The sequence below is a fragment of the Spirosoma fluviale genome (assembly GCF_900230225.1).
In the GTDB taxonomy this organism is placed as follows: Bacteria; Bacteroidota; Bacteroidia; order Cytophagales; family Spirosomataceae; genus Spirosoma; species Spirosoma fluviale.
In genome coordinates, this window is record NZ_OCNH01000002.1 from 398,098 (window position 1) to 417,470 (window position 19,373).

Here is a 19,373-nt window from a genome sequence, read left to right on the forward strand (position 1 = left end):
TTACGTAGTGCTCCCCGTACTCTTCAAAATAAAAGCCAGAAAATCCTCGCTGACTTCCTTCTGGTTTAGTGGCCGCTCCAGGCCGCTCTTCAGCCTCATTTCCTTAATTTTCATCACTTTTACACGGCATTTTTACCATTCACTGATTTTGTCAGTTTCTTACTTGTACATTTTGTTTTGATTCGTATATTTGAAATCTTTGACAACTGTAAATATCAGTTAATTGATTCATTATGAGTGAGTTCGCTGGTTTTATTGTGCAGATGTCGGCGCGCCATCCACGCTAGTCTTTAACCGCTATTGTTCACCCTCTTCCCGACGTTCAGGCTGGTCTTCCAAAGGCTGGGTTGAATGCTATTGAACCATGAAAGTCTCGCCGTTGCAACCGTTTCAAATCGTGTATTCGCTGCTGGATCACGAGTTTCTGGGCTACCTCATTGAAGCATTTGTTGTGCAACGTAATAGTAAAGGAGAACTGACGCTGCAAAACCAGACGCTGTCGACCCAAAATGTTGGGGAATTTGCCAAAGGATTGGATGAGCGGGATTTTGAGTTGGTTAAACTCATCGATAGTATTCAGCAGGATACCATTGTTAAAAAGTTCAACACCCGAAAGCTGCCCGCCGTTGATTTCTTGCTGAAAATATACGATTCCCAGAAAGGTGATAAACTGGTTCAGGAGGCTATTGGAGGCTATCTGGAAACCATTAAAGCCCAAATTATGGCCCTGCTGCCCGGCAAGCCTTTTTACATTATGGGTAATGATGGCAACCCCGCCTGGGAGTCCATTATCTGGATGCCCGAACCAGCACGGGTGCATTTTCACTTCGTCCGGAACGCCGACTCTACCCACTATTTCCCAATTATCCGCTATCCGGTTGGCCCACGAGAGGGCGGCCCACGAGAGGGCGGCCCAAAAGATGGTAAGGATAGTGGACCGGTGGATACGGAGCGGGTTGAGTTTCAGTACAAAGATGCCCTCATGATTTGTGATGAACCGGCTTATCTGCTGGTTAACAACCGGCTCTATCATTTCAGTAAGAATGTCGATGGTAAAAAGCTCCGGCCCTTCTTTACGAAAAATCATATCGTTATTCCCCGCAACATTGAACAACAGTATTACGAGCGGTTCGTTACACCCCTGATTGCCTCGTATGACGTGTATGCAAAAGGATTCGAGATTCGAACCGAAGCCATGGAGCCGGTGCCCGTTCTGACCGTGGCCGAAATGGTGCATTCGAGTAAAGCGGTTCCGGTGGCCTTGTTTCAGGATGGGTCGGAAGCTACTGACAATGAGGATGTCGCTAGCCAGCGAATTATGTTCGATCTGTCGTTTCAATACGGCGATTTCACCTTTCGCTACGACAACTTCGGAGCATCGGCCAACGTGAGTCTGGAAAAGAAAAACGACGAGTATATTTTTCATAAAATTCGTCGGGATCAGCGGCTGGAACGCCTGAAACTTACGTTTTTACGGGAATCGGGTCTGGATCTACGGCATGGTCGGCTGGCGCTGTCAAAAGCCGAGGCCTTCAGCTGGCTGGCCAATAACAATAGTCAACTGCAGGAAGCCGGGTTTTTACTTCGGCAAGATGCGCAGGATACCAAACGGTACTTTCTTGGCTATTCGAGCATTAACGTGTCCATTAAAGAGGGTCGCGACTGGTTCGATATTTACGCCAACGTTCGATTTGGCGAGTTCGAAATTCCGTTTCTAAAATTACGGACGCTCATTCTTAACAAGAAGCATGAGTTTACCCTGCCCAACGGCGAAATAGCGGTCATTCCCGAAGCCTGGTTTACCAAGTATTCCGAACTTTTCGGCTTTCTGGAACATCCCAATGGGATTGATGAAGATGAGCGACTGGTCCTGCATAAGCACCACCTGGCGCTGGTACAGGAACTGGAACGCGAAAACCTGGCCACGACCATCATCAGCCGAAAGCTCGAACGGCTGCGCGATTTTGAAGAAATTGAGTCGTTCCCGCTACCCACTCGCTTTATGGGCAGCCTCCGGCCCTACCAGCAGGCGGGGTACGACTGGATGAATTTTCTGCGGCAGTACCGGTTTGGCGGGTGTCTGGCCGATGATATGGGTCTGGGTAAAACTGTCATGACACTGGCTATGCTACAAGGCCAGAAAGAAGCAGGTGTAACGGAGCCAAGCCTGCTGGTTATGCCCACATCGCTGCTCTATAATTGGGAACTCGAAGCCCGGAAGTTCACCCCCGACCTGCGCGTGATGGTCTATACCGGAACCTATCGCGAGAAGAATACCGCCCAGTTCGACGGCTATGACCTCATTCTAACCTCGTACGGAATTGTCCGGATCGATATTGATCTGTTGAGCGATTACCGGTTCAACTACGTCATTCTCGATGAGTCGCAGGCCATTAAAAACCCGTCGTCGCACATCACCAAGGCCGTTATGCAGCTTAATAATGCGTACCGGCTTATACTGACGGGTACGCCGATCGAGAACAGTACAATGGACCTGTGGTCGCAGATGACCTTCATCAATCCCGGCTTGCTGGGTAGTCAGTCATTCTTCCGGAATGAGTTTCAGATACCCATTGAAAAGCGGCACGACGAGGCCAAAACCGGCAAGCTGTACGGGCTCATCAAGCCGTTTATGCTTCGGCGTAACAAGGCGCAGGTGGCTACCGATTTGCCGCCTAAAGTAGAAAGTGTACTCTACTCCGACATGACTCCCGATCAGGCCGCTCAGTACGAAGAAGCTAAATCGTACTACCGTAATCTGATTCTGGAACGGATTGAAGAGGAGGGAATTGCCAAGTCACAAATGATTGTGCTGCAGGGCCTGACCAAACTTCGGCAGATTGCCAATCACCCCCGCATGGTCGATGCCGAGTACGAAGGTGACTCAGGCAAGCTGGATGATATGCTGATGCGGCTGGAAAGCGCCATGACGGAAAATCATAAAGTGCTGGTGTTTAGTCAGTTTATTAAGCACCTCACGGTGGTAAGGCAGTATCTGAAAGAAAAGAACATCAAATACGCGTATTTGGATGGGTCGACAGTTGATCGCCAAAGCCAGGTGGAACTGTTTCAAACCGACGATTCGGTGAAGTTATTCCTGATCTCGCTGAAGGCGGGTGGTCTGGGACACAACCTGACGGCGGCCGACTATGTGTTTATTCTGGACCCCTGGTGGAACCCCGCCATCGAAGCGCAGGCCGTTGACCGGGCGCACCGAATTGGTCAGCAGAAAACCGTCTTCACGTACAAATTCATTGCCAAGAACACGGTAGAGGAAAAAATCCTGTCGTTGCAGCGGGCCAAACAGCAGCTGGCGGGTAGCCTGATTACCACGGAGGAGAATTTTATGAAAGCCCTTACAAAAGAGGATATTATGGTGCTTCTGGAGTAGCCTGATAAAAGAATGAACTATTTCAGGGAGGATTTTAGCTGAGAGTAGTTATTAACCCGGTTATGAACCGTTCACGCTAAAAAACTCAACGTATGAATGCGAAAAGCATCTTAGGCATTATCCTGACTCTGGCCGGTTTGATCGGCCTTATTTACGGTGGCATCGATTTTACCAAAGGGGGTGTTTCTCAGGCATCCTTTGTGTATGTTATTCTCGGCGGCATTTTCTTCTTTGCCGGTATCGGTCTGGTGAGAAGTACGAGAGTGTAATTGGTTATTAAGTTAATAGTTATTGGTTAATCGTCATGGGCAATCGTTAACCAATAACTATTAACTCAATAACCATTAATTTAATAACCATTAACCAACCAACTACGTCAAATAAACGCCCATCCGCTCCTTGTCACTTAACACAACATCGACGTGCTCGGTCAGGGTGGTGCTGAGCTCGTAGCCTTTGTAGTCGGCGGCTACCGGGTAACGCGGGTGATTGCGGTCGACCAGAACCGCAACCTGTAATTTTCGGACGGGTTGGCTTAGAAAGGGCTGTAAGCTGAACGCCAACGTTCGGCCGGTATACAAAACGTCATCGACAACAATAACGACGGCATCCGTATAACTGGTAACGGGCGGGTCAACCGTCACTGTCGGTTGTGCTTCCTGTGTTTTGTCGAAATTTAGCTGAAGCAGACTTACTGAAAAGGGAGCTATGGCCTGCAACTCCTGCGCCAATGCCTGCGCCAGCACGTAGCCCTCTCCGGCAATACCCGCCAACAGCAGCGTGGACTCTTCAAAATTATTTTCATAAATCTGAAAGGCAATTCGTCTGATTTTTTGCTGGATCTGTTCGGCGTTCAGGATAAGCGTCGGCTGCGCGGTATTCATAAGCGAATTGTAAAATAAAATGACCCCGCAAAGATGGGGAAAAAGGCGTTAAGCAATGAAATATAGCACTGGGGTATTTAGTTGGCATAGTTTTCGCCTTTTGTGCTGAAAAGAGAATTATGCTCTCGACAGCTATGAGCCTATTATTTAGTTTTATGTTTAGTTTATTGCTGGGGCTACACCCCGCAATACGACCGGCCGAAGCCGACATCACCCAAACTGTGGGCACCTCCCTGCGTAGTGGCGATGCAGGGCAGTTATCGGCTCGTTTCGCCAAAACAATTGAATTGGTGATCGACACCGAAAAAATTGACTTTAAGGCTCTCCAGGCCACCCACGCCGAACTCATTTTGCGATCCTTTTTTCGTAAATACCCGCCACATAGTTTTCAATTCGTGTACCGGGGCTCGTCTGATCACCTGCAATACAGCACCGGCACGTACGAAACCAATGGGCAGGTGTATTCTGTGTATGTGCTGATACGCCAGACCACCAACCATCAATACGCCATTAATGCCCTGCACTTCCGAAGGGAGAAGAAAGACGTGTGATGTAGGATGTAGGATGTATGATGTAGGATATATGATATAGCTGGCTGACCGCGAAAGCAATACATCCTACATCATACATCCTACATCATACATCTTTCTCTTATCTTTGCACTTTCATGTAGAGGTGCTATGATTGTTAAGACAAAAAAATACGCGTTAGACCAAAAAACGTATATTAACATTGCCCTGCGCCAGTGGGTAAAAGATAACTGGAAATGGGGATTTGTGCCGCTGGCGCTCATTTTACTGAACGTCGTGCTGAGCCTGACGAACATCTATCCGAATTACTGGATTTACATTGTTGTTGTGCTGCTTACCATCCTGTATGTACTGTTTTGGGCCGTTCAGATTACGGGTATTGCCCAGATGGAGCAGAGTAAGGCATTATTTCAGAAATACGTCTACGAAATTGATAGCCGCCAGATTTTAATGCGGATCAATGCCAAAGAAGGCGGTATTCTGAAATGGAACCAGATTAATGGCGTTTTCAAAGACAAGGATGCTTACATTCTGTTTCTGGACAATGCCGAAGCCATGTCGAACGTAAAAGCCAGCTGGATTGCCAAAACTGTGACCAAAGGCCTGGCCAAAGCGCAATTCCTGTACTTACCCTATAGTATCTTCACCAGCGAAAATGACCTGCGCTTTACGGATGCCCTCCTGAAACGCAAAGGGCTGTTGCCGGGCAGCGTCCCTGCCGAACCGGTGAAATAAGGTATCTTCCCAATAGAACGGTTCGCCGTTGCGACGGTTCGCTGTTGCAACAGCGAACCGTTTTGTTTTGTACATCCTAAAAAAACGCTCATGACTGCCCGCCAATTTCTAATTCGGATTCTCTTTTTTCTTGTTGCCTTCCCAGCCATTGGTCAAACCCGAAAGAATATATCACTCGATGATATCTGGGGGCGAAATCAGGGCGTTTTTAGCCAGCGTACCGTCGAAGCCGTTAACTGGATGAAGGCCGGTGGCTTTTATACCACCCTCGACGGCGGGAAAATCGTTAAGTTTTCCATTACTACCGGCGCGCCCGTAGAAACCCTCTTCGACGCGCAAAACGCAACCGTGTCGGGTACGGCAAAACGGGTTAGCGTAGAGGGTTACCAACTGTCGGCCGATGAGCGGAAGATGCTGATCACTACTCAGGAAGAACCCATTTACCGCCGGTCGAGTAAGGCGGATTTTTACGTCTATGACCTCAATTCGGCCCGGCTGACGCAGCTAAGCAAAGGCGGTAAGCAACAGTACGCTACCTTCTCGCCCGATGGCAAACGCGTAGCATTCATGCGGGACAACAACCTGTTTGTGGTCGACCTGGCCACCAAACAGGAAACTAAACTCACCACCGACGGTAAGCTGAATGCCATCATCAACGGTGGTGCCGACTGGGTGTATGAAGAAGAATTTAGTATGGCGCGGGCGTTCGAATGGTCGCCGGACAGCAAGCGACTGGCCTGGATTCGGTTCGACGAAAGCCGCGTTCCCGAATACGACATGCAACTCTGGGGAGGTCTCTATCCGGTAGAATACCGCTTCAAATACCCGAAAGCGGGTGAAGCAAATTCCCGCGTGTCGGTTTGGGTGGCCGATGTGCTTACCGGCAAAAAAGTACAGGCGCAAACGGGTGCTGAAACCGATATTTATCTGCCCCGCATTCAATGGACCAAAAATCCGGATCTGCTGTCGATTCGGCGAATGAACCGGTTTCAGAACAAGCTCGACCTGCTGCACGTAAACGCGGCAACCGGCCAGGCAACAACGGTCCTCACCGAGACAAGCCCCACGTACGTCGACCTGGAATTTACCGACGACCTGACGTACCTGAACGATGGAAAGTCGTTCCTATGGAGTAGCGAACGCAGCGGCTACAGGCACCTGTATCTGTACGGTATGAACGGCCAGCTTATTAGGTCCATTACGACGGGCAACTTTGAGGTGTCCAGCGTATCGGGCGTCGATGAGACGAGTGGCACAATCTTTTTCACCTCTACGGAAACGTCTCCGCTCGAACGGCACCTGTACCGAGTTGGCGTGAACGGCCAGAACAAACAGAAACTGACGACGCTGCCGGGTACGTACACCGCCAATTTTAGCCCCGATTTTACGTACTATTTGCTGTATCATACGTCGGCCAGCGCGCCGGTTCGTGTTAGCCTGCGGGATACCAAAACAACCAGCGACCTGCGGGTATTGGAAGCCAACGATGCCCTGAAAGGCCGTTTGGCAACCTATACCATCACGCCAAAACAGTTTTTCCAAACCAAAGCAGCCGATGGTTCCCCGCTCAACGCCTGGATGATTCGTCCCACGAACTTCGACAGCACGGGTGCCAAAAAATACCCGGTGCTTATGTTCGTATATGGTGGTCCGGGCTCGCAGACGGTGAAAAACGATTGGGATAGCCGCGATTTTTTCTGGTATCAGACCCTGGCGCAGAAAGGCTACATCATTGTGTCGGTCGATGGGCGGGGTACGGGTGCCCGTGGAGCCGCCTTCCGAACGGCTACTTACGCCCAGCTTGGCAAACTCGAAACCGAAGATCAGATTGCCGCTGCCCGAAATTTAAAGACCCTGCCTTATGTTGACCCGGCCCGCGTTGGTATATGGGGTTGGAGTTATGGTGGCTACATGAGTGCGCTGTGCATGACCCTGGGGGCCGATGTGTTCAAAGCGGGGGTTTCGGTGGCACCCGTTACAAACTGGCGGTTCTACGACACCATTTATACCGAACGTTACCTCAAACGCCCACAGGATAACGCAGCGGGTTACGACGATAATTCGCCCGTTACGCACGCGGCCAAACTGCGCGGCCCGTTCCTGCTCGTACACGGCACCGGCGACGACAACGTGCATTTTCAGAATTCCATTGCCTTCGAAGACGCCCTTATTGCCGCTGGCAAGCAATTCCAGTCCTTTTATTACCCCAACCGGAACCACGGCATCTACGGCGGCAACACTCGGCTGCACTTGTATCAGATGCTGACGGATTTTGTGGAGAAGAATCTGTAAGTAGTAATGATGTGTGATTGTTTTATTGAAAAATAGCCCTTCATCCTCGGTCTGTGTCCTTACAGAACGCTGTTACTATAGCTTTTATGAGCGTTCTGCAAGGATACAGACCGAGGAGGGGTTAGGGCGGTCGGTACTACAGCTGTGGGGCAATCACCCACTTATTTGGGTCTACCACCGGCAAGGGGTAATCCTGCCCGAGCACTACGCCATACTGTTCCTGTTGCTGAGCGGTTAAATTCGAGACGAGATGTACCTGATCGTTGGGCACTTTAGCCAGTTCGGGGAGCCAGTGTTTTACGTAATCACCCCGCTCGTCGTAGCGGAGAGCCTGGCTGAGTATGTTGAAGTAGCGCGGTTGCCCGTTGCTGAACTGGCGCGGGTCGTTGCCGACGCCCGCCACATAATTCCAGTTGCCCCAGTTGCTGCACGGGTCGTAATCAATGAGTTTGCTTTCAAAATAAGCGGCTCCCCAGGTCCAGTCGAGGCCGAGATCGCTCACCAGAAAGCTGGCTACATTTTGCCGCCCCCGGTTGCTCATGAAGCCCGTTGCATTCATCTCGCGCATATTGGCATCAATAAACGGAATTCCCGTCTGGCCTTCAGTCCATTTCCGAAACAGGCCCTCGTCTCGCCCGAACGTTTTATGGAGGTCATGTTTAATGCCACTCCGTTTAAAAATGCGAGAGCCAAACTTAAGCGCTACAAACCGAAAAAAGTCGCGCCAGAGAAGTTCGAAAATCAGCCAGTAGGTCGAATCGTTGCGAACGCGATCGGATTCGTATCGCCTTATCTCTTTGAAGACCTGCCGGGGCGACAGGCATCCATTTGCCAGCCAGGCTGAAAATTTACTCGAATAATCGTCGCCTAACAGGCCGTTGCGAGTTTCTTTATAGGTCGCAATCAGGTCGGTTTGCCACAGGTATCGGTTGAGTCGGGCGAGCGCCACCGTTTCGCCCCCTTTAAAGGGTACTGCGCCACGAGCATCGGGTTCAGAGATCAATTTTACATCTGCATCATTAAATCCAAGAGTTGATAAGGATGGTATTTCGCCTGGGTCTATAGCGGGTACGAGGTCGACGCGGGTCGGGGTGGCGAAAGCGGACCGAATGGTGACCTGTTTTTCCAGTTGCTGCCGGAATTTGCTGAACACATCGGGCAGTTGCGAAATGGTAAACGGCAAGTCCCGTACGTGGTAGAGCGTACTCATCCAGAACAGCTCGAAGTCGATGTTGAGGGGTTTCAGCTTCGTACTTAGCCTTGTTTCCTGGGTGGTTTCTTCCTGCGTGACCTCTTTGCTGGCGTACACGGCTGTGGCCCCCATTTCTTTGGCCAGTTCGGAAAGAACATCAGCGGGTTTACCAACGCGAACAATCAGGTCGGCTCCCCGGCTCCGGAGCGACTGGCGCAGATCGGCTACACTTTCGAGCAGGAAATTGGCCCGAAAAGCCGACATCCGGTGAAACCCCAGCTGAGAATGCCCGGCAAACCAGCGCGGGTCAAACACAAATATGGGGAGTACCTCATCAGCGACTTCAAGCGCCCGGACAAACCCTTCGTTGTCGTGCAGGCGGAGGTCATTACGAAACCAGTACAGAATGCGATTCATTAGTAACAGAGAGCGGTTGTCTGTTACTAATGAATCAGCAGCCAATCTTGTTCATTACACCCTAAAATATGCCGCAAATTAACTAACCCCGCAGGGGTTGACTACGGATATCCGGGGGCGCAGCCCTCGGAGTGGCAGTGGTCTGACCACCTGCCCCAACCCCGCAGGAGTTGACTGTGGATAACCGGGGGTGTAGCCCCCGGCTTTTACCTGCGAGACTATACTAACCCCGATAGGGGTTGACCACGGGTGACCTCCAGGCTCCGTCTGATCCGAGGGCTGCGCCCCCGGTTATCCGTAGTCAACCCCTTCGGGGTTGGAGGTAGGTGGTGCTGTCTCCGGGGCGATCCGAGGGCTGCGCCCCCGGTTATCCGTAGTCAACCCCTTCAGGGTTGGAGGTAGGTGGTGCTGTCTCCGGGGCGATCCGAGGGCTGCGCCCCCGGTTATCCGTAGTCAACCCCTTCAGGGTTGGGTGGTCTGCTATTTGGTGATGATGGAGACTGTTTTGTTGGGTTTATCTACATCCATCCGGGCAATTTTGGCGGGTGAAACAGCCGTAAACTCCTTTTGGGTGACGGGTTTACCATCAACGAGGAATATGGCTATATCCTTGAAGGCTGATTCATTTGAGGATGGTGCTTCAGCATCTAGTTGAAAATTAATGGGCAGATTATACTTTACATTTACCACCTCGCCATTCTGTCTGGCTGGTGTCCAGTTGGGCATATTTTTTACCACCCGTACCGCTTCGGCATCGGCACCGTAGCCAATACCTTTCAGGATTTGCACATCGGAGATCTCGCCGGTTTTTGTGACAATAAAACTAACAAACACCCGGCCATGAACATTCGCCTTTAGGGCGGCTTCTGGGTATTTCATGTTTTTCTCAAGATAAGCACCTAATTGTGCCATGCCTCCCGGAAATTCGGGCTGTTGTTCAACCACGGTAAAGATTTCACCGTCTACTTTCACGGACTTGCGAGCGGAGGTTTCGGCAGTGGTGAGAGCGGTCTGGTCCTGCTCCGATTGGGTACACATGGTCAGTAGGGCGGCCAGGGGCAGGGCGAGGACGTAGCCGAGGAGCGCCCGGCGATGGGTTTGCGGTTTTTGTAACATAACGATACGTTGTTTGAGGGTTGATTTAGAAACGAAGGGGGTTGTCAGGGCGGTCATGGGCACATCGAGCGCGTAAGCCACTAGTTGTTGGGCATACGTGGGCTGAGCAGCAATGTAATGAGTAGGTATTGTACTGGCAGACAACTGGCGGACAGCGGCCTGGTCGGCCAGAAACTCGTGGATCTCCTGAAGGGCGCGCTTGTACAGCCAAAGCACCGGATTGAACCAGAAAAAGGCCTGTGTAACTTCCAGAAGCAGCACATCGGCGGTGTGGCGCTGGCGGATATGGGCCTCTTCATGGCGCATCAGGGCTTCGGGCTGGGTACGGGCATCGGTTTGATTCAGCACCAGATAGCGGCCGAACGAAAACGACGGGGCTTCGTTGGTTGGGAGCTGCACGAGCGTATAAGCGGGGGTGCGCTTAGCCGTGCCACGCCGGATCAGGCGAAATACGGACCACAGATTGACGCCCATTCGTACCAGCGTGGCAAATACGCCCAGGCCGTAGATCAGACACAGCCAGTCCGATGCGGTCAGGCTATCGGATTGCGGTTGCGGGCTGCCAATAACAAACGTCGGTAAGATAATCGTACCCACCGGTAGTGAATCGCCCGTTCCGGTGGGTAGTTCGACCAGCGGGAGCAATAACGAAAGCCCCACCGATACGAGCAGATACGCCCGGTTCATGCCGAAAAACGTGTTTCGGCGCAGCAACAGCGCGTAACAGCCGTAAAACAACAGCAGATACAGGCTGGCGGTTAAGAGATAGGGGAGCGTGTTCATTTCTTTTTTGTGGTTACGAGTATGACTCCATTTTTACCTTTTTCACCGTAAACCGTTGCCGATTCGCCTTTCAGGACCGTGACATTGTCGATGTCATCTGGGTTGAGGTGGCTGATACCGCTTTTAGCTTCGACACCATCAATGATGATAAGTGGCTCGCCGGTCATGAATCTATTACTTCGTATCGTAAAGCTTGTGCCCGGCTTTCGTAGGGAATCGGGTAAGGGCATCGCATACCGATTTTTACTGCCGCCCGACATGCCTTTATCTAATTCAAAGCTTCCAGGCTTATTCGTATTGACAATATTGTCCAGGGTTTGCACCGAACCAGCTTTTGAATCAGGCGTAACCTGCCCCGTTCGCTTATCCTCGGTCTTCTTTTCGAGCGAAAACTGAATGGGGAGATTGTACATGACAGACACGGCCTTACCCTGTTGCTTACCGGGAATCCAGTTTGGCATTTGACTAACCACTCGTATCGCTTCTTCATCACAGCCACCGCCAATGCCCTTCAGAACCCTCAATTCCCGGATATCACCGGTTTTGTCGACAATAAACTTTACGTACACTCGGCCTTGTATTTTATTTTGGCGAGCTTCGGTCGGGTAGCGTAAGTTGCGGGCCAGGTATTGATATAGAGCACGTATACCACCGGGAAATTCTGGTACTTTTTCAACAACGGTGAAGATTTCATCGCCGGTCTGGGATATCTGTTTCTGGGGTGTTGGCGTCGATGCTGGTTCGTATCCAATTACATGTACATCGTTCAGTTGATTGCCTGAAACCTGCCCGGTTCGTTTATCATCGGTTTTCTTTTCGAGCGCGAACTGAATGGGGAGAACATACTGGGTAGCTACGGTCTTTCCATTTTGTTGGCCCGGAATCCAGCGCGGCATTTGCTTCACAACGCGCAGAGCTTCTTCATCACAGCCACTGCCAATACCTTTTTTAATGCTGGCAGAACCGATGGCACCGGTTGGCAGCACCACAAACTGAACCAGAACGTTGCCCTCAACACCAGCCGCTTTGGCTTTAGCCGGATACCGTAGCGCATGTGCCACATATTGCATCAATCCCGGAATACCCGTTGGAAAAACAGCTGGTTCTTCAACCGCCCGGTACACCTTACCATTAATGGTTTCTGAAGAAGGCGGTGTGCGTACCGGCATAGACGGATTAGGCTTAATCGCCTTGTAAGCCGCCGTTGCGCCCATGGTAGGTAACTCATTTGGGTCAGTTGGAGATAGGGCGATGTTTAACGTTGTTCGCCCCTTTTCCCCAACTTGAGGAACATTTGTTGTCGAAAAACCGACAAAACTGAAACTGATCGTTGCTGTTTTAGGGACGTTCTTAAGAGTGAACTGCCCCTGTGTGTCGGTAGGTATACCTTTGCCGGTTTCGGCAACGACAACTATCGCCCCCGGCAGCGGCTTCCCATCCACTGAACTCGTCACTTTTCCGGTTACCGTAATTCCCTCATCCTGAAGCGAGTCCACGACAGCCGTAATTTCTTCCCGTGCCGTGGTCATGGCCAGCAACCCAAATGCCAATGGAAGAACCAGCACGTATTTGCCCAGCGCCCAGCGGGTCGTGGCTTTTTGTTGCAGCATGATAATGCGTTGCTTAAGGAGCGACGGGTTGAAGAAACTGTTCGTTAGCGGGTCGGGACTGCTTACGCTGAGTTGTGTACCAAAGGAGTAAGCCACCAGAAAGCGGGCGTATTCCGTGGGTTGGGTGGCGGGCTGATCGGCCAGAAATTCGTGTACCTGGCGTAGCAGACGGGCAATCAGCAGCAGTGCCGGACAAGCCCAGAATACAGCCTGGACAATGCCCAGGCCGAGCACATCGGCGCTATGCCATTGCCGAACGTGTACCAACTCATGCCGCAAAATCAGGGTGTTGTCGGTATCGGCGGGGTTCAGGATAATGTAGTTGAAAAACGAGAAGGTTGGGAGCGTCGGGTCGTTTGGCTGCACCAGTATATACCCATCCTGCGTCTGCCGGGGCGACCAGTGAATTAGCCGCAACAGACGCCCGGTTCGGATGCCTAACCGGGTGAGTAAGGCCAAAGCAATGAGTCCATACCCCCACAGCGCGAGTTGCTCCCAATCGGGGCTGGGCTCGGCTTGAGGGGCTTCGAGCGTAGCTACCTGGATAGTAGTTACGGGCAGCGCTATAACGCCCACCGGCATTGGGAGTGTTTCCACGGTTTCGGCGGGTAGCCTAACCAGCGGCAGAGTCAGTGAGAGCACCAACGAGGCCAGCAGATACGCCCGGTTCAGCCCGAAAAACGTATGCCGACGCAGCAGCAGCCAATAACAACTGGCAAACAGCAGACCGTAGAGGTTCGCTTTGAGGAGGTAATCGAGGGCGTTCATTGGTCTTTCTGTTTGTTTAGGAGCTTGATGATTTCGTCGGCTTCACCTAGACTGATGTTTTTATCCTGCACGAAGAACGACACCAGTTTTTTGAGCGAATTATCGAAGTAGTTCGCCATGAGTTGCTCGGTCTGAAAACGCCGGTATTCTTCCTCCGAAATGAGGGGATAATACTCGTGCGTTTTCCCATAAGCCCGGTAGCCAACCAGTTCTTTCTTTTCCAGAATGCGGATAATGGTCGAGACGGTATTGTAGGCGGGTTTGGGCTCGGGCAGTTCGGCCAGAACATCCTTGACAAAGCCTTTCTGAAGTTGCCAAAGCACCCGCATGATTTCTTCTTCGGCTTTGGTAAGGTCGCGTATCGGCATGACGTACAGTGATTTATTGATAGTGAACGAAATGTATGACTAATGGTTTAGTTTTACAACTAATTTATTAGTTATATTTTTTGAGGAAACTAAAAAAGCCCTTTCTGGTGGCAGAAAGGGCTTTGTGTTGGGGTTGTACCCGACAGCATCTTGCTGTCGAGCCGTCAGGCTAAAAAACAGTCGTCTAAAATACGTTTCACTAAAAAAGGGCGGTCACTATTTATCGCCTAACGGTTCGACAGCAAGATGCTATCGGGTACAAGTGACTACTTAAACAAGGGCGCGTGAATCTTCTTCAGCGTTTCAATGGGAATTTTAATGACTTCGCGGTCGTAGGTGAGCAGGCCATTTACTTCGCCTTCTACATCCGTCGTTTGCGTATACACAGCTGCCGAAAGGGCCTGTTTCTGATAATACTCCACGATTTTAGCGTATTTCTTTTGGTAAGCTTTCAGCACTTCATCGGCCGATTGATAGGTCTGGTAACCCCAGTTGCGCATTTCAGGATTCCACAGATGCCCCTGCACCGGCCAGCCGATGCCGCCAAATTCACCAATAACCACTACGCGGTCGGTTTTTGGGGCGGGTGCGTTGGGTTCTGGCTCGTAGGTATGAATATCGTAGAAATCGCCCGCGCCGAGGTCGTTCCAGCCGCTGCTGGCGTTAACGGTCCGGCTGGGGTCGAGGGCTTTCACCCAATCGGCCAGGCGCTTGTTGTCGTACTGGCCCCAGCCTTCGTTATGCACCACCCAGGTAACAATGCTGGGGTGGTTATGCAGGCGGTTCATCATCCGGCGCAGTTCCAGTTCAAACTGTTCTTTGCCCTTCGACCGGCGAATCGGCTCCGACTGGTCGCCGGGGGCTTCGTTCTGGCCTTCCAGAAAGCCCGACGGCATGTCCTGCCAAACCAGCATACCCATCTTATCGCAGAGGTAGTAATAACGGTCGGGCTCGACTTTAATATGCTTGCGGAGCATGTTGAAGCCGGACTTTTTCAGGAAATCAATTTCAAACGCCATCGCTTCGTCGGAGGGGGGCGTTAGTAAACTACCGGGCCACCAGCCCTGATCGAGCGGGCCGTTCTGAAAGACGAATTTGTTGTTCAGCAACAATACCGGCTGGTTCGCCACCGACGTAGCGACGCCCGGCCCCCGACCCATCGCGATTTTCCGCATGGCAAAATAGCCGGTTACCACATCGAGCGAATTGCCCGTTACGGTGGCGCTGGCAAACGCTTTGTTCAGAGCCTCATCCTGACGCGGGCGTTTGTTGCGGGGTGTATCGCCGAAGGGGTCGGTCACGGTAACCAGTTCCGCTTTGAGGTCGTACAGAAACGGGCTGTCGGGCGACCAGAGTTTGGGGTTTTTCAGCGAAAGGTAGCCCGTTCGTCCGGCCCGGACCAGCGTTGTCGCCACGGTTCGGTTACCATCCAGTGCCGTTAACCGAATAGCGGTGGTGTAATTATTGGCTGGCTTATCGAGCAGCACATCCACCCGGACGCGCCCTGAATCCAGTTCCGGGGTTAGTTTGACCTCTTCAATGTAAGCCTGTTTGGGTACGGGTTCCATCCAGACCGTTTGCCAAATGCCCGACACGGGTGTGTACCAGATGCCGTTTGGATTCAGCAACTGTTTGCCGCGTGGCTGCTCCCCCGTCGACGTTGGATCGGTTACGCCCAGCAGCAGTTGATTCTGACCGTCTTTCAAATAATCCGTGACGTCGAAGCTAAAGGCGTCGGAGCCGCCCGTATGCGATCCGGCCAGCCCCCCATTGACCCACAGACTGCACTCGTAATCCACCGCGCCGAAGTGCAGCAGCACCCGTTGCCCGGCCCAGTCGGCGGGCAGGCTAACTGTCCGGCGATACCACAGGCGCTGGTCGGCGGTGAGGGGTTTGTTTACTTTCGACACTGTCGATTCAAGGCAGAACGGCACCAGAATCTGGCCCGAAAACTCCGTTGGCTGGGGAGCGATTTTGGGCGTAATGGCATAGTCCCAAAGGCCGTTCAGGTTCTGCCATTGTTTCCGAACCATCTGCGGGCGCGGGTAGTCGCGCCAGGCATTTTCCGGCGTTAGCTGTTTCTCCCACCGGCTCATGATGGGTGCCGCACGGGGTAGATTCTGGGCGGGTGCAGGCGTTTGGGAGTGGGCAAGTCCTGAAGTCAGTAGGAGGCCCAGTAGGGGAAAGAAGGGTAGGGACGTTTTCATTTCTTTTAGGTTTAGGCTTTGCCCGTCAACTAACCACCCCCAACCGAAGCGTCGGTTGGGGGTGGTTAGTTGACGGGCAACCTGATTTACTTACTCAGTTTCCCTTCCAGCATTTTGATATAATACCCACCTACAACCGAGCGGGCCTGAAAGCCGACCTGCTTGGCGTTGGTAGTCTCGTGCCAGTCGGAGAGGGGCACCCGCGTCGGGGTTTCGTTGACGTACTTCCAGACGGGCTTGATGAACGCTTCGAAGTCGCGGTCCGATTTGGCGAGGGTAGCGGTCCACACAATCCAGTCGGATTTTGTATAGGTTTTGCGGCTGTCGAGCGGAAGGCCGTACGTACGCTGTTTGGTCAGGTAATAGGCAATTTCCGTTTGCGTAACCTCTTTCGGGAAGATATTCAGGTTTAGTAATTTATCCCAAACGAGGTTGTATTTCTGGCTCCAGGTGTCGTTCTGATTCTCGAAGGTCAGGTCGTAGTGGGCTTTCTGGTTGAGGGTTTTATCGAGCGAAAGCTGCTGCCATTTGACGGCCATATCCCGCGCCGTTTGCAGGTAGCTCTGTCCGGTGGCCTTGTCGCCTAGTTGAGTGGCCATCTTTCCGTAAGCCGCAATGCCCAGAATCGCCTTAACAGACAGGTTGGCGTTGCGGGCAATATGACCGGCGAAATCATCCGTACAAAGCTGATTGTCGGGGTCGAAACCGTCTTTTTTGAGGTATTCAACCCAGGTCGTCAGGGTTTTCCAGTGTTGTTTGGCGTAGTCTGCGTTTCCTTCGGCTCCGGCAATGGCACCGGCCAGGATCAGCATGTTGCCGCACTCTTCCACGGGCATATCCTCGCCGTAGGTTTGGCCGTTGGCCTGTGGGTACGTCCCGACATCATGCGCGGCAAAGGGCTTTTTCCAGCGCCCACTCTCCGAATACTGGAAAATAGGCTCCATCATACCCTTTAGCAGCGTTGGGTTATACAGCAGGAAGAGCGGAGCCGAAGGATAGGTAACATCTACCGTGCCGATAGAGCCATTGGAAAAATTCTCTTTCGATAGAAAGAAGGTTTCGCCTTTGGGACCGGCCACAATTTTATGGGCAGAAATGGCCTGTCGGTATGCCAGCGCGCACAGGTCCGCGTACTCTTTACCACCGGCCTTTTTCGCGTCGGAATAAAGCCGGTTGTCGAACTTCTCGCATTTATCCCGAAGTCGGCCGTAGTCTTTTTCGGCTGTCTGCAAGAGCGAAACCATGGTCGTTTTCTCATCCCGACGCCACCACGGGCGCAGGTTCTGCTTGAAATACTGTACCGAATACAGATCATCGTACCCAAGCATCAGGTGTTTTTCGGCGGATTTCGATACGTTGCCAAAGTCGAGTACGCTGGCAATGGCAACATCTACGGCGGCTCTTGGCTTGTTGCCCGGCACGGCGGCTTTGTTATCGGTGGGGAGCTGACCATTCGTCAGGAATGCCTGTTTGAGGCCCGGTGCCATTCCGTTGGCGGTCTGATTGCCCGTTTCCTGCGGGACGGCCAGATAGGCGTACCCCCAGTCGATGCGTATATTATCGCCTTTCTTCGCCAGCACGGGCTGGGCCTCGGTGCCAACGGTTTGAAAGATCAGCCCCGGTGCCTGGCCCGCTTTCAGGACAACCTCCTGGCCAATCGTATTCGTTGCCATCGTGCCGGATTCACTCAGGTAAACCTGCACCGAATGCGGCTTGCGGTCCTGCGAACGAACCTCGAAAGTAACATACGTAATCGGGCGGGCGGCAACGTCCAGATCATCCAGCAACAGGGGCGACATGAAATTAACCACCAGGCCCACCGGTCCGGCAGTAAACAGGTAATCGGTTTGGGTGGCTGATACATTCACGCCCGTTTGGGTCGCTGCGGTGATTGTCTGGGTGGTGATGGGATTCAGGATGCCTACGTCGATAAACGAACCGCCCCGGGGGCTTACGCAATGCACAGCCAGCACATTTTTGCCTTTACGCAGGGCTTTCTGCCCCGCCGGAGATAACGGCAGGTTAACATATTCACTCACATAGTCGGGCTTGTCGAGGATTTTCGTGCCGTTCAGATAAACGATTACGTCATCGTCGTGATTGATGGATAATAGCAGTTTTGTAGGATCGGCTTTCCCATCGTAGGTGAATTCCCGGCGGTAATAAATGCCGTCTTTATCGGTAGTGACCCATTTGGTTTTGGCTTCGGGCGTATCGCCAAAAGGACCCTGACCCGATTGCCAGCCGGTGGCTGAGAAGTCGGCCTTTTCCCAGCCAGTAACGGGCTTTTTCGTTGTGTACTGAGCTGTATATGATTGGGTTTCACCGGTGGGTAGAATGGCTTCGTAATTTGGCGGGACGGCCCCTAAAAACTGATATGCTTTGCCGTCGACCCGGATAAGGCCCTCCAGCGATTGGGGTTTACCAGTCCAGTGCCGCGTGGGCGAATCGGTTAGTTTGTCCGTCATGCTCCAGACGCTGAAGTAAGGGTCATGCGTAATAAGCGGGTAAGCGGGTGGGCGAAGATTCTGGGCCGAAAGCTGCCCGCAAACGAGAAAGAAAAGAAGCGTAATGAAGAGTGCCGAGTTTTTTTGCATTGGAACTAGCTGGTTGGTATACGAAAATCATCCACAACATAAACCATATGTCGGCATGCCTTTACTTATAGAATGGGAATAATTTGGCACCGCCCGGATAGTCTGTCTACTTTACTGCTGACGATGATGCTCCTTAAACAAAAAAGACTGGAGCAGACAGTATAAAAAGGGAGTTACGCAGGGCTATTAGCCATTTTCTGCAACCGATTGTAATTTACATATGGTGTTGTTTGGGACGTGTACCGAAACTAGCTGGCCTTAACCGATCGATCATTCATGTATTTTGTATTTAATAGTATATAAATTATTTATTATTAAATTATTCTTTCAGTAGTAATTTGCAATCGGTTGCAAATATGAAAATTATGAAAGACTTTTATCTTCCTGGTGCGCAGCTGTTCCTCTTCCAAGTTTACAAAGGGTAGATGAATTGGTTATCTGCCTTATTCGCCCTAAATCCTAAACGTTTAATTTTCACTATTT

The 19,373-nt window shown here is 51.7% G+C and carries 12 protein-coding genes; 5 read left to right on the plus strand and 7 right to left on the minus strand.

All coding sequences use genetic code 11. The annotated features are described in order from the left end of the window. The first annotated feature begins 364 nt into the window (after positions 1 to 364). Both CRO74_RS12485 and CRO74_RS31555 read left to right on the plus strand, forming a co-directional pair. On the plus strand, positions 365 to 3,391 hold the full coding sequence (locus CRO74_RS12485; protein ID WP_097126388.1) for a DEAD/DEAH box helicase: 3,027 nt from the start codon (positions 365 to 367) through the stop codon (positions 3,389 to 3,391). Positions 3,392 to 3,483: 92 nt separating this feature from the next. Then, positions 3,484 to 3,660 (plus strand): hypothetical protein, encoded by a 177-nt coding sequence (locus CRO74_RS31555; protein ID WP_012930624.1) that lies wholly within the window; start codon positions 3,484 to 3,486, stop codon positions 3,658 to 3,660. Positions 3,661 to 3,762: 102 nt separating this feature from the next. Here CRO74_RS31555 and CRO74_RS12490 read toward each other — a convergent pair whose 3' ends face one another. Then, positions 3,763 to 4,275 carry a phosphoribosyltransferase family protein gene (locus CRO74_RS12490; protein WP_097126389.1) on the minus strand — a complete coding sequence of 171 codons (513 nt, stop codon included), beginning with the start codon at positions 4,273 to 4,275 and terminating at the stop codon, positions 3,763 to 3,765. 134 nt (positions 4,276 to 4,409) lie between these two features. Here CRO74_RS12490 and CRO74_RS12495 point away from each other — a divergent pair, with 134 nt between their 5' ends. The 3 genes from CRO74_RS12495 (at position 4,410) to CRO74_RS12505 (ending at position 7,832) form a co-directional block, all read left to right on the plus strand. Next, a complete protein-coding gene (locus tag CRO74_RS12495) occupies positions 4,410 to 4,826 on the plus strand; it encodes a DUF4783 domain-containing protein (RefSeq protein ID WP_097126390.1) in 417 nt (138 codons plus the stop codon). 129 nt (positions 4,827 to 4,955) lie between these two features. Then, complete coding sequence (locus CRO74_RS12500) at positions 4,956 to 5,540, plus strand: YcxB family protein (RefSeq protein ID WP_097126391.1); 585 nt, start codon at positions 4,956 to 4,958, stop codon at positions 5,538 to 5,540. Between the two features lie 90 nt (positions 5,541 to 5,630). Next, on the plus strand, positions 5,631 to 7,832 hold the full coding sequence (locus tag CRO74_RS12505) for a S9 family peptidase (protein ID WP_097126392.1): 2,202 nt from the start codon (positions 5,631 to 5,633) through the stop codon (positions 7,830 to 7,832). Between the two features lie 136 nt (positions 7,833 to 7,968). On the opposite strand, the gene CRO74_RS12510 is transcribed toward CRO74_RS12505, so the two are convergent. The 6 genes from CRO74_RS12510 to CRO74_RS12535 form a co-directional block, all read right to left on the minus strand. Beyond that, positions 7,969 to 9,441: a DASH family cryptochrome gene (locus CRO74_RS12510; RefSeq protein ID WP_097126393.1), complete on the minus strand. Its 1,473-nt coding sequence runs from the start codon at positions 9,439 to 9,441 to the stop codon at positions 7,969 to 7,971. Positions 9,442 to 9,921: 480 nt separating this feature from the next. Continuing rightward, entirely contained in the window at positions 9,922 to 11,340 is a 1,419-nt protein-coding gene (locus tag CRO74_RS12515; protein WP_097126394.1) for a M56 family metallopeptidase, read from the minus strand. After that, positions 11,337 to 13,718 carry a TonB family protein gene (locus CRO74_RS12520; protein ID WP_097126395.1) on the minus strand — a complete coding sequence of 794 codons (2,382 nt, stop codon included), beginning with the start codon at positions 13,716 to 13,718 and terminating at the stop codon, positions 11,337 to 11,339. The genes CRO74_RS12515 and CRO74_RS12520 overlap by 4 nt, the downstream gene beginning before the upstream one ends. Next, positions 13,715 to 14,086: a BlaI/MecI/CopY family transcriptional regulator gene (locus CRO74_RS12525; RefSeq protein ID WP_097126396.1), complete on the minus strand. Its 372-nt coding sequence runs from the start codon at positions 14,084 to 14,086 to the stop codon at positions 13,715 to 13,717. Before CRO74_RS12525 ends, CRO74_RS12520 begins: the two co-directional genes overlap by 4 nt. Before the next feature lie 266 nt (positions 14,087 to 14,352). Further along, positions 14,353 to 16,293 (minus strand): glycoside hydrolase family 2 protein, encoded by a 1,941-nt coding sequence (locus CRO74_RS12530; RefSeq protein WP_245877833.1) that lies wholly within the window; start codon positions 16,291 to 16,293, stop codon positions 14,353 to 14,355. Positions 16,294 to 16,379: 86 nt separating this feature from the next. Further along, positions 16,380 to 18,890, minus strand: a complete 2,511-nt coding sequence (locus CRO74_RS12535; protein ID WP_097126397.1) for a glutaminase family protein — start codon at positions 18,888 to 18,890, stop codon at positions 16,380 to 16,382. Between the last annotated feature and the right edge of the window lie 483 nt (positions 18,891 to 19,373).

Bases quoted from the DNA above. Each gene is read 5' to 3' on its own strand.
- CRO74_RS12535 (WP_097126397.1), bottom strand. From the start codon at position 18,890: ATGCAAAAAAACTCGGCACTCTTCATTACGCTTCTTTTCTTTCTCGTT.
- CRO74_RS12505 (WP_097126392.1), top strand. From the start codon at position 5,631: ATGACTGCCCGCCAATTTCTAATTCGGATTCTCTTTTTTCTTGTTGCC.
- CRO74_RS12500 (WP_097126391.1), top strand. From the start codon at position 4,956: ATGATTGTTAAGACAAAAAAATACGCGTTAGACCAAAAAACGTATATT.
- CRO74_RS12485 (WP_097126388.1), top strand. From the start codon at position 365: ATGAAAGTCTCGCCGTTGCAACCGTTTCAAATCGTGTATTCGCTGCTG.
- CRO74_RS12530 (WP_245877833.1), bottom strand. From the start codon at position 16,293: ATGAAAACGTCCCTACCCTTCTTTCCCCTACTGGGCCTCCTACTGACT.
- CRO74_RS12490 (WP_097126389.1), bottom strand. From the start codon at position 4,275: ATGAATACCGCGCAGCCGACGCTTATCCTGAACGCCGAACAGATCCAG.
- CRO74_RS12515 (WP_097126394.1), bottom strand. From the start codon at position 11,340: ATGAACACGCTCCCCTATCTCTTAACCGCCAGCCTGTATCTGCTGTTG.
- CRO74_RS31555 (WP_012930624.1), top strand. From the start codon at position 3,484: ATGAATGCGAAAAGCATCTTAGGCATTATCCTGACTCTGGCCGGTTTG.
- CRO74_RS12525 (WP_097126396.1), bottom strand. From the start codon at position 14,086: ATGCCGATACGCGACCTTACCAAAGCCGAAGAAGAAATCATGCGGGTG.
- CRO74_RS12520 (WP_097126395.1), bottom strand. From the start codon at position 13,718: ATGAACGCCCTCGATTACCTCCTCAAAGCGAACCTCTACGGTCTGCTG.
- CRO74_RS12495 (WP_097126390.1), top strand. From the start codon at position 4,410: ATGAGCCTATTATTTAGTTTTATGTTTAGTTTATTGCTGGGGCTACAC.
- CRO74_RS12510 (WP_097126393.1), bottom strand. From the start codon at position 9,441: ATGAATCGCATTCTGTACTGGTTTCGTAATGACCTCCGCCTGCACGAC.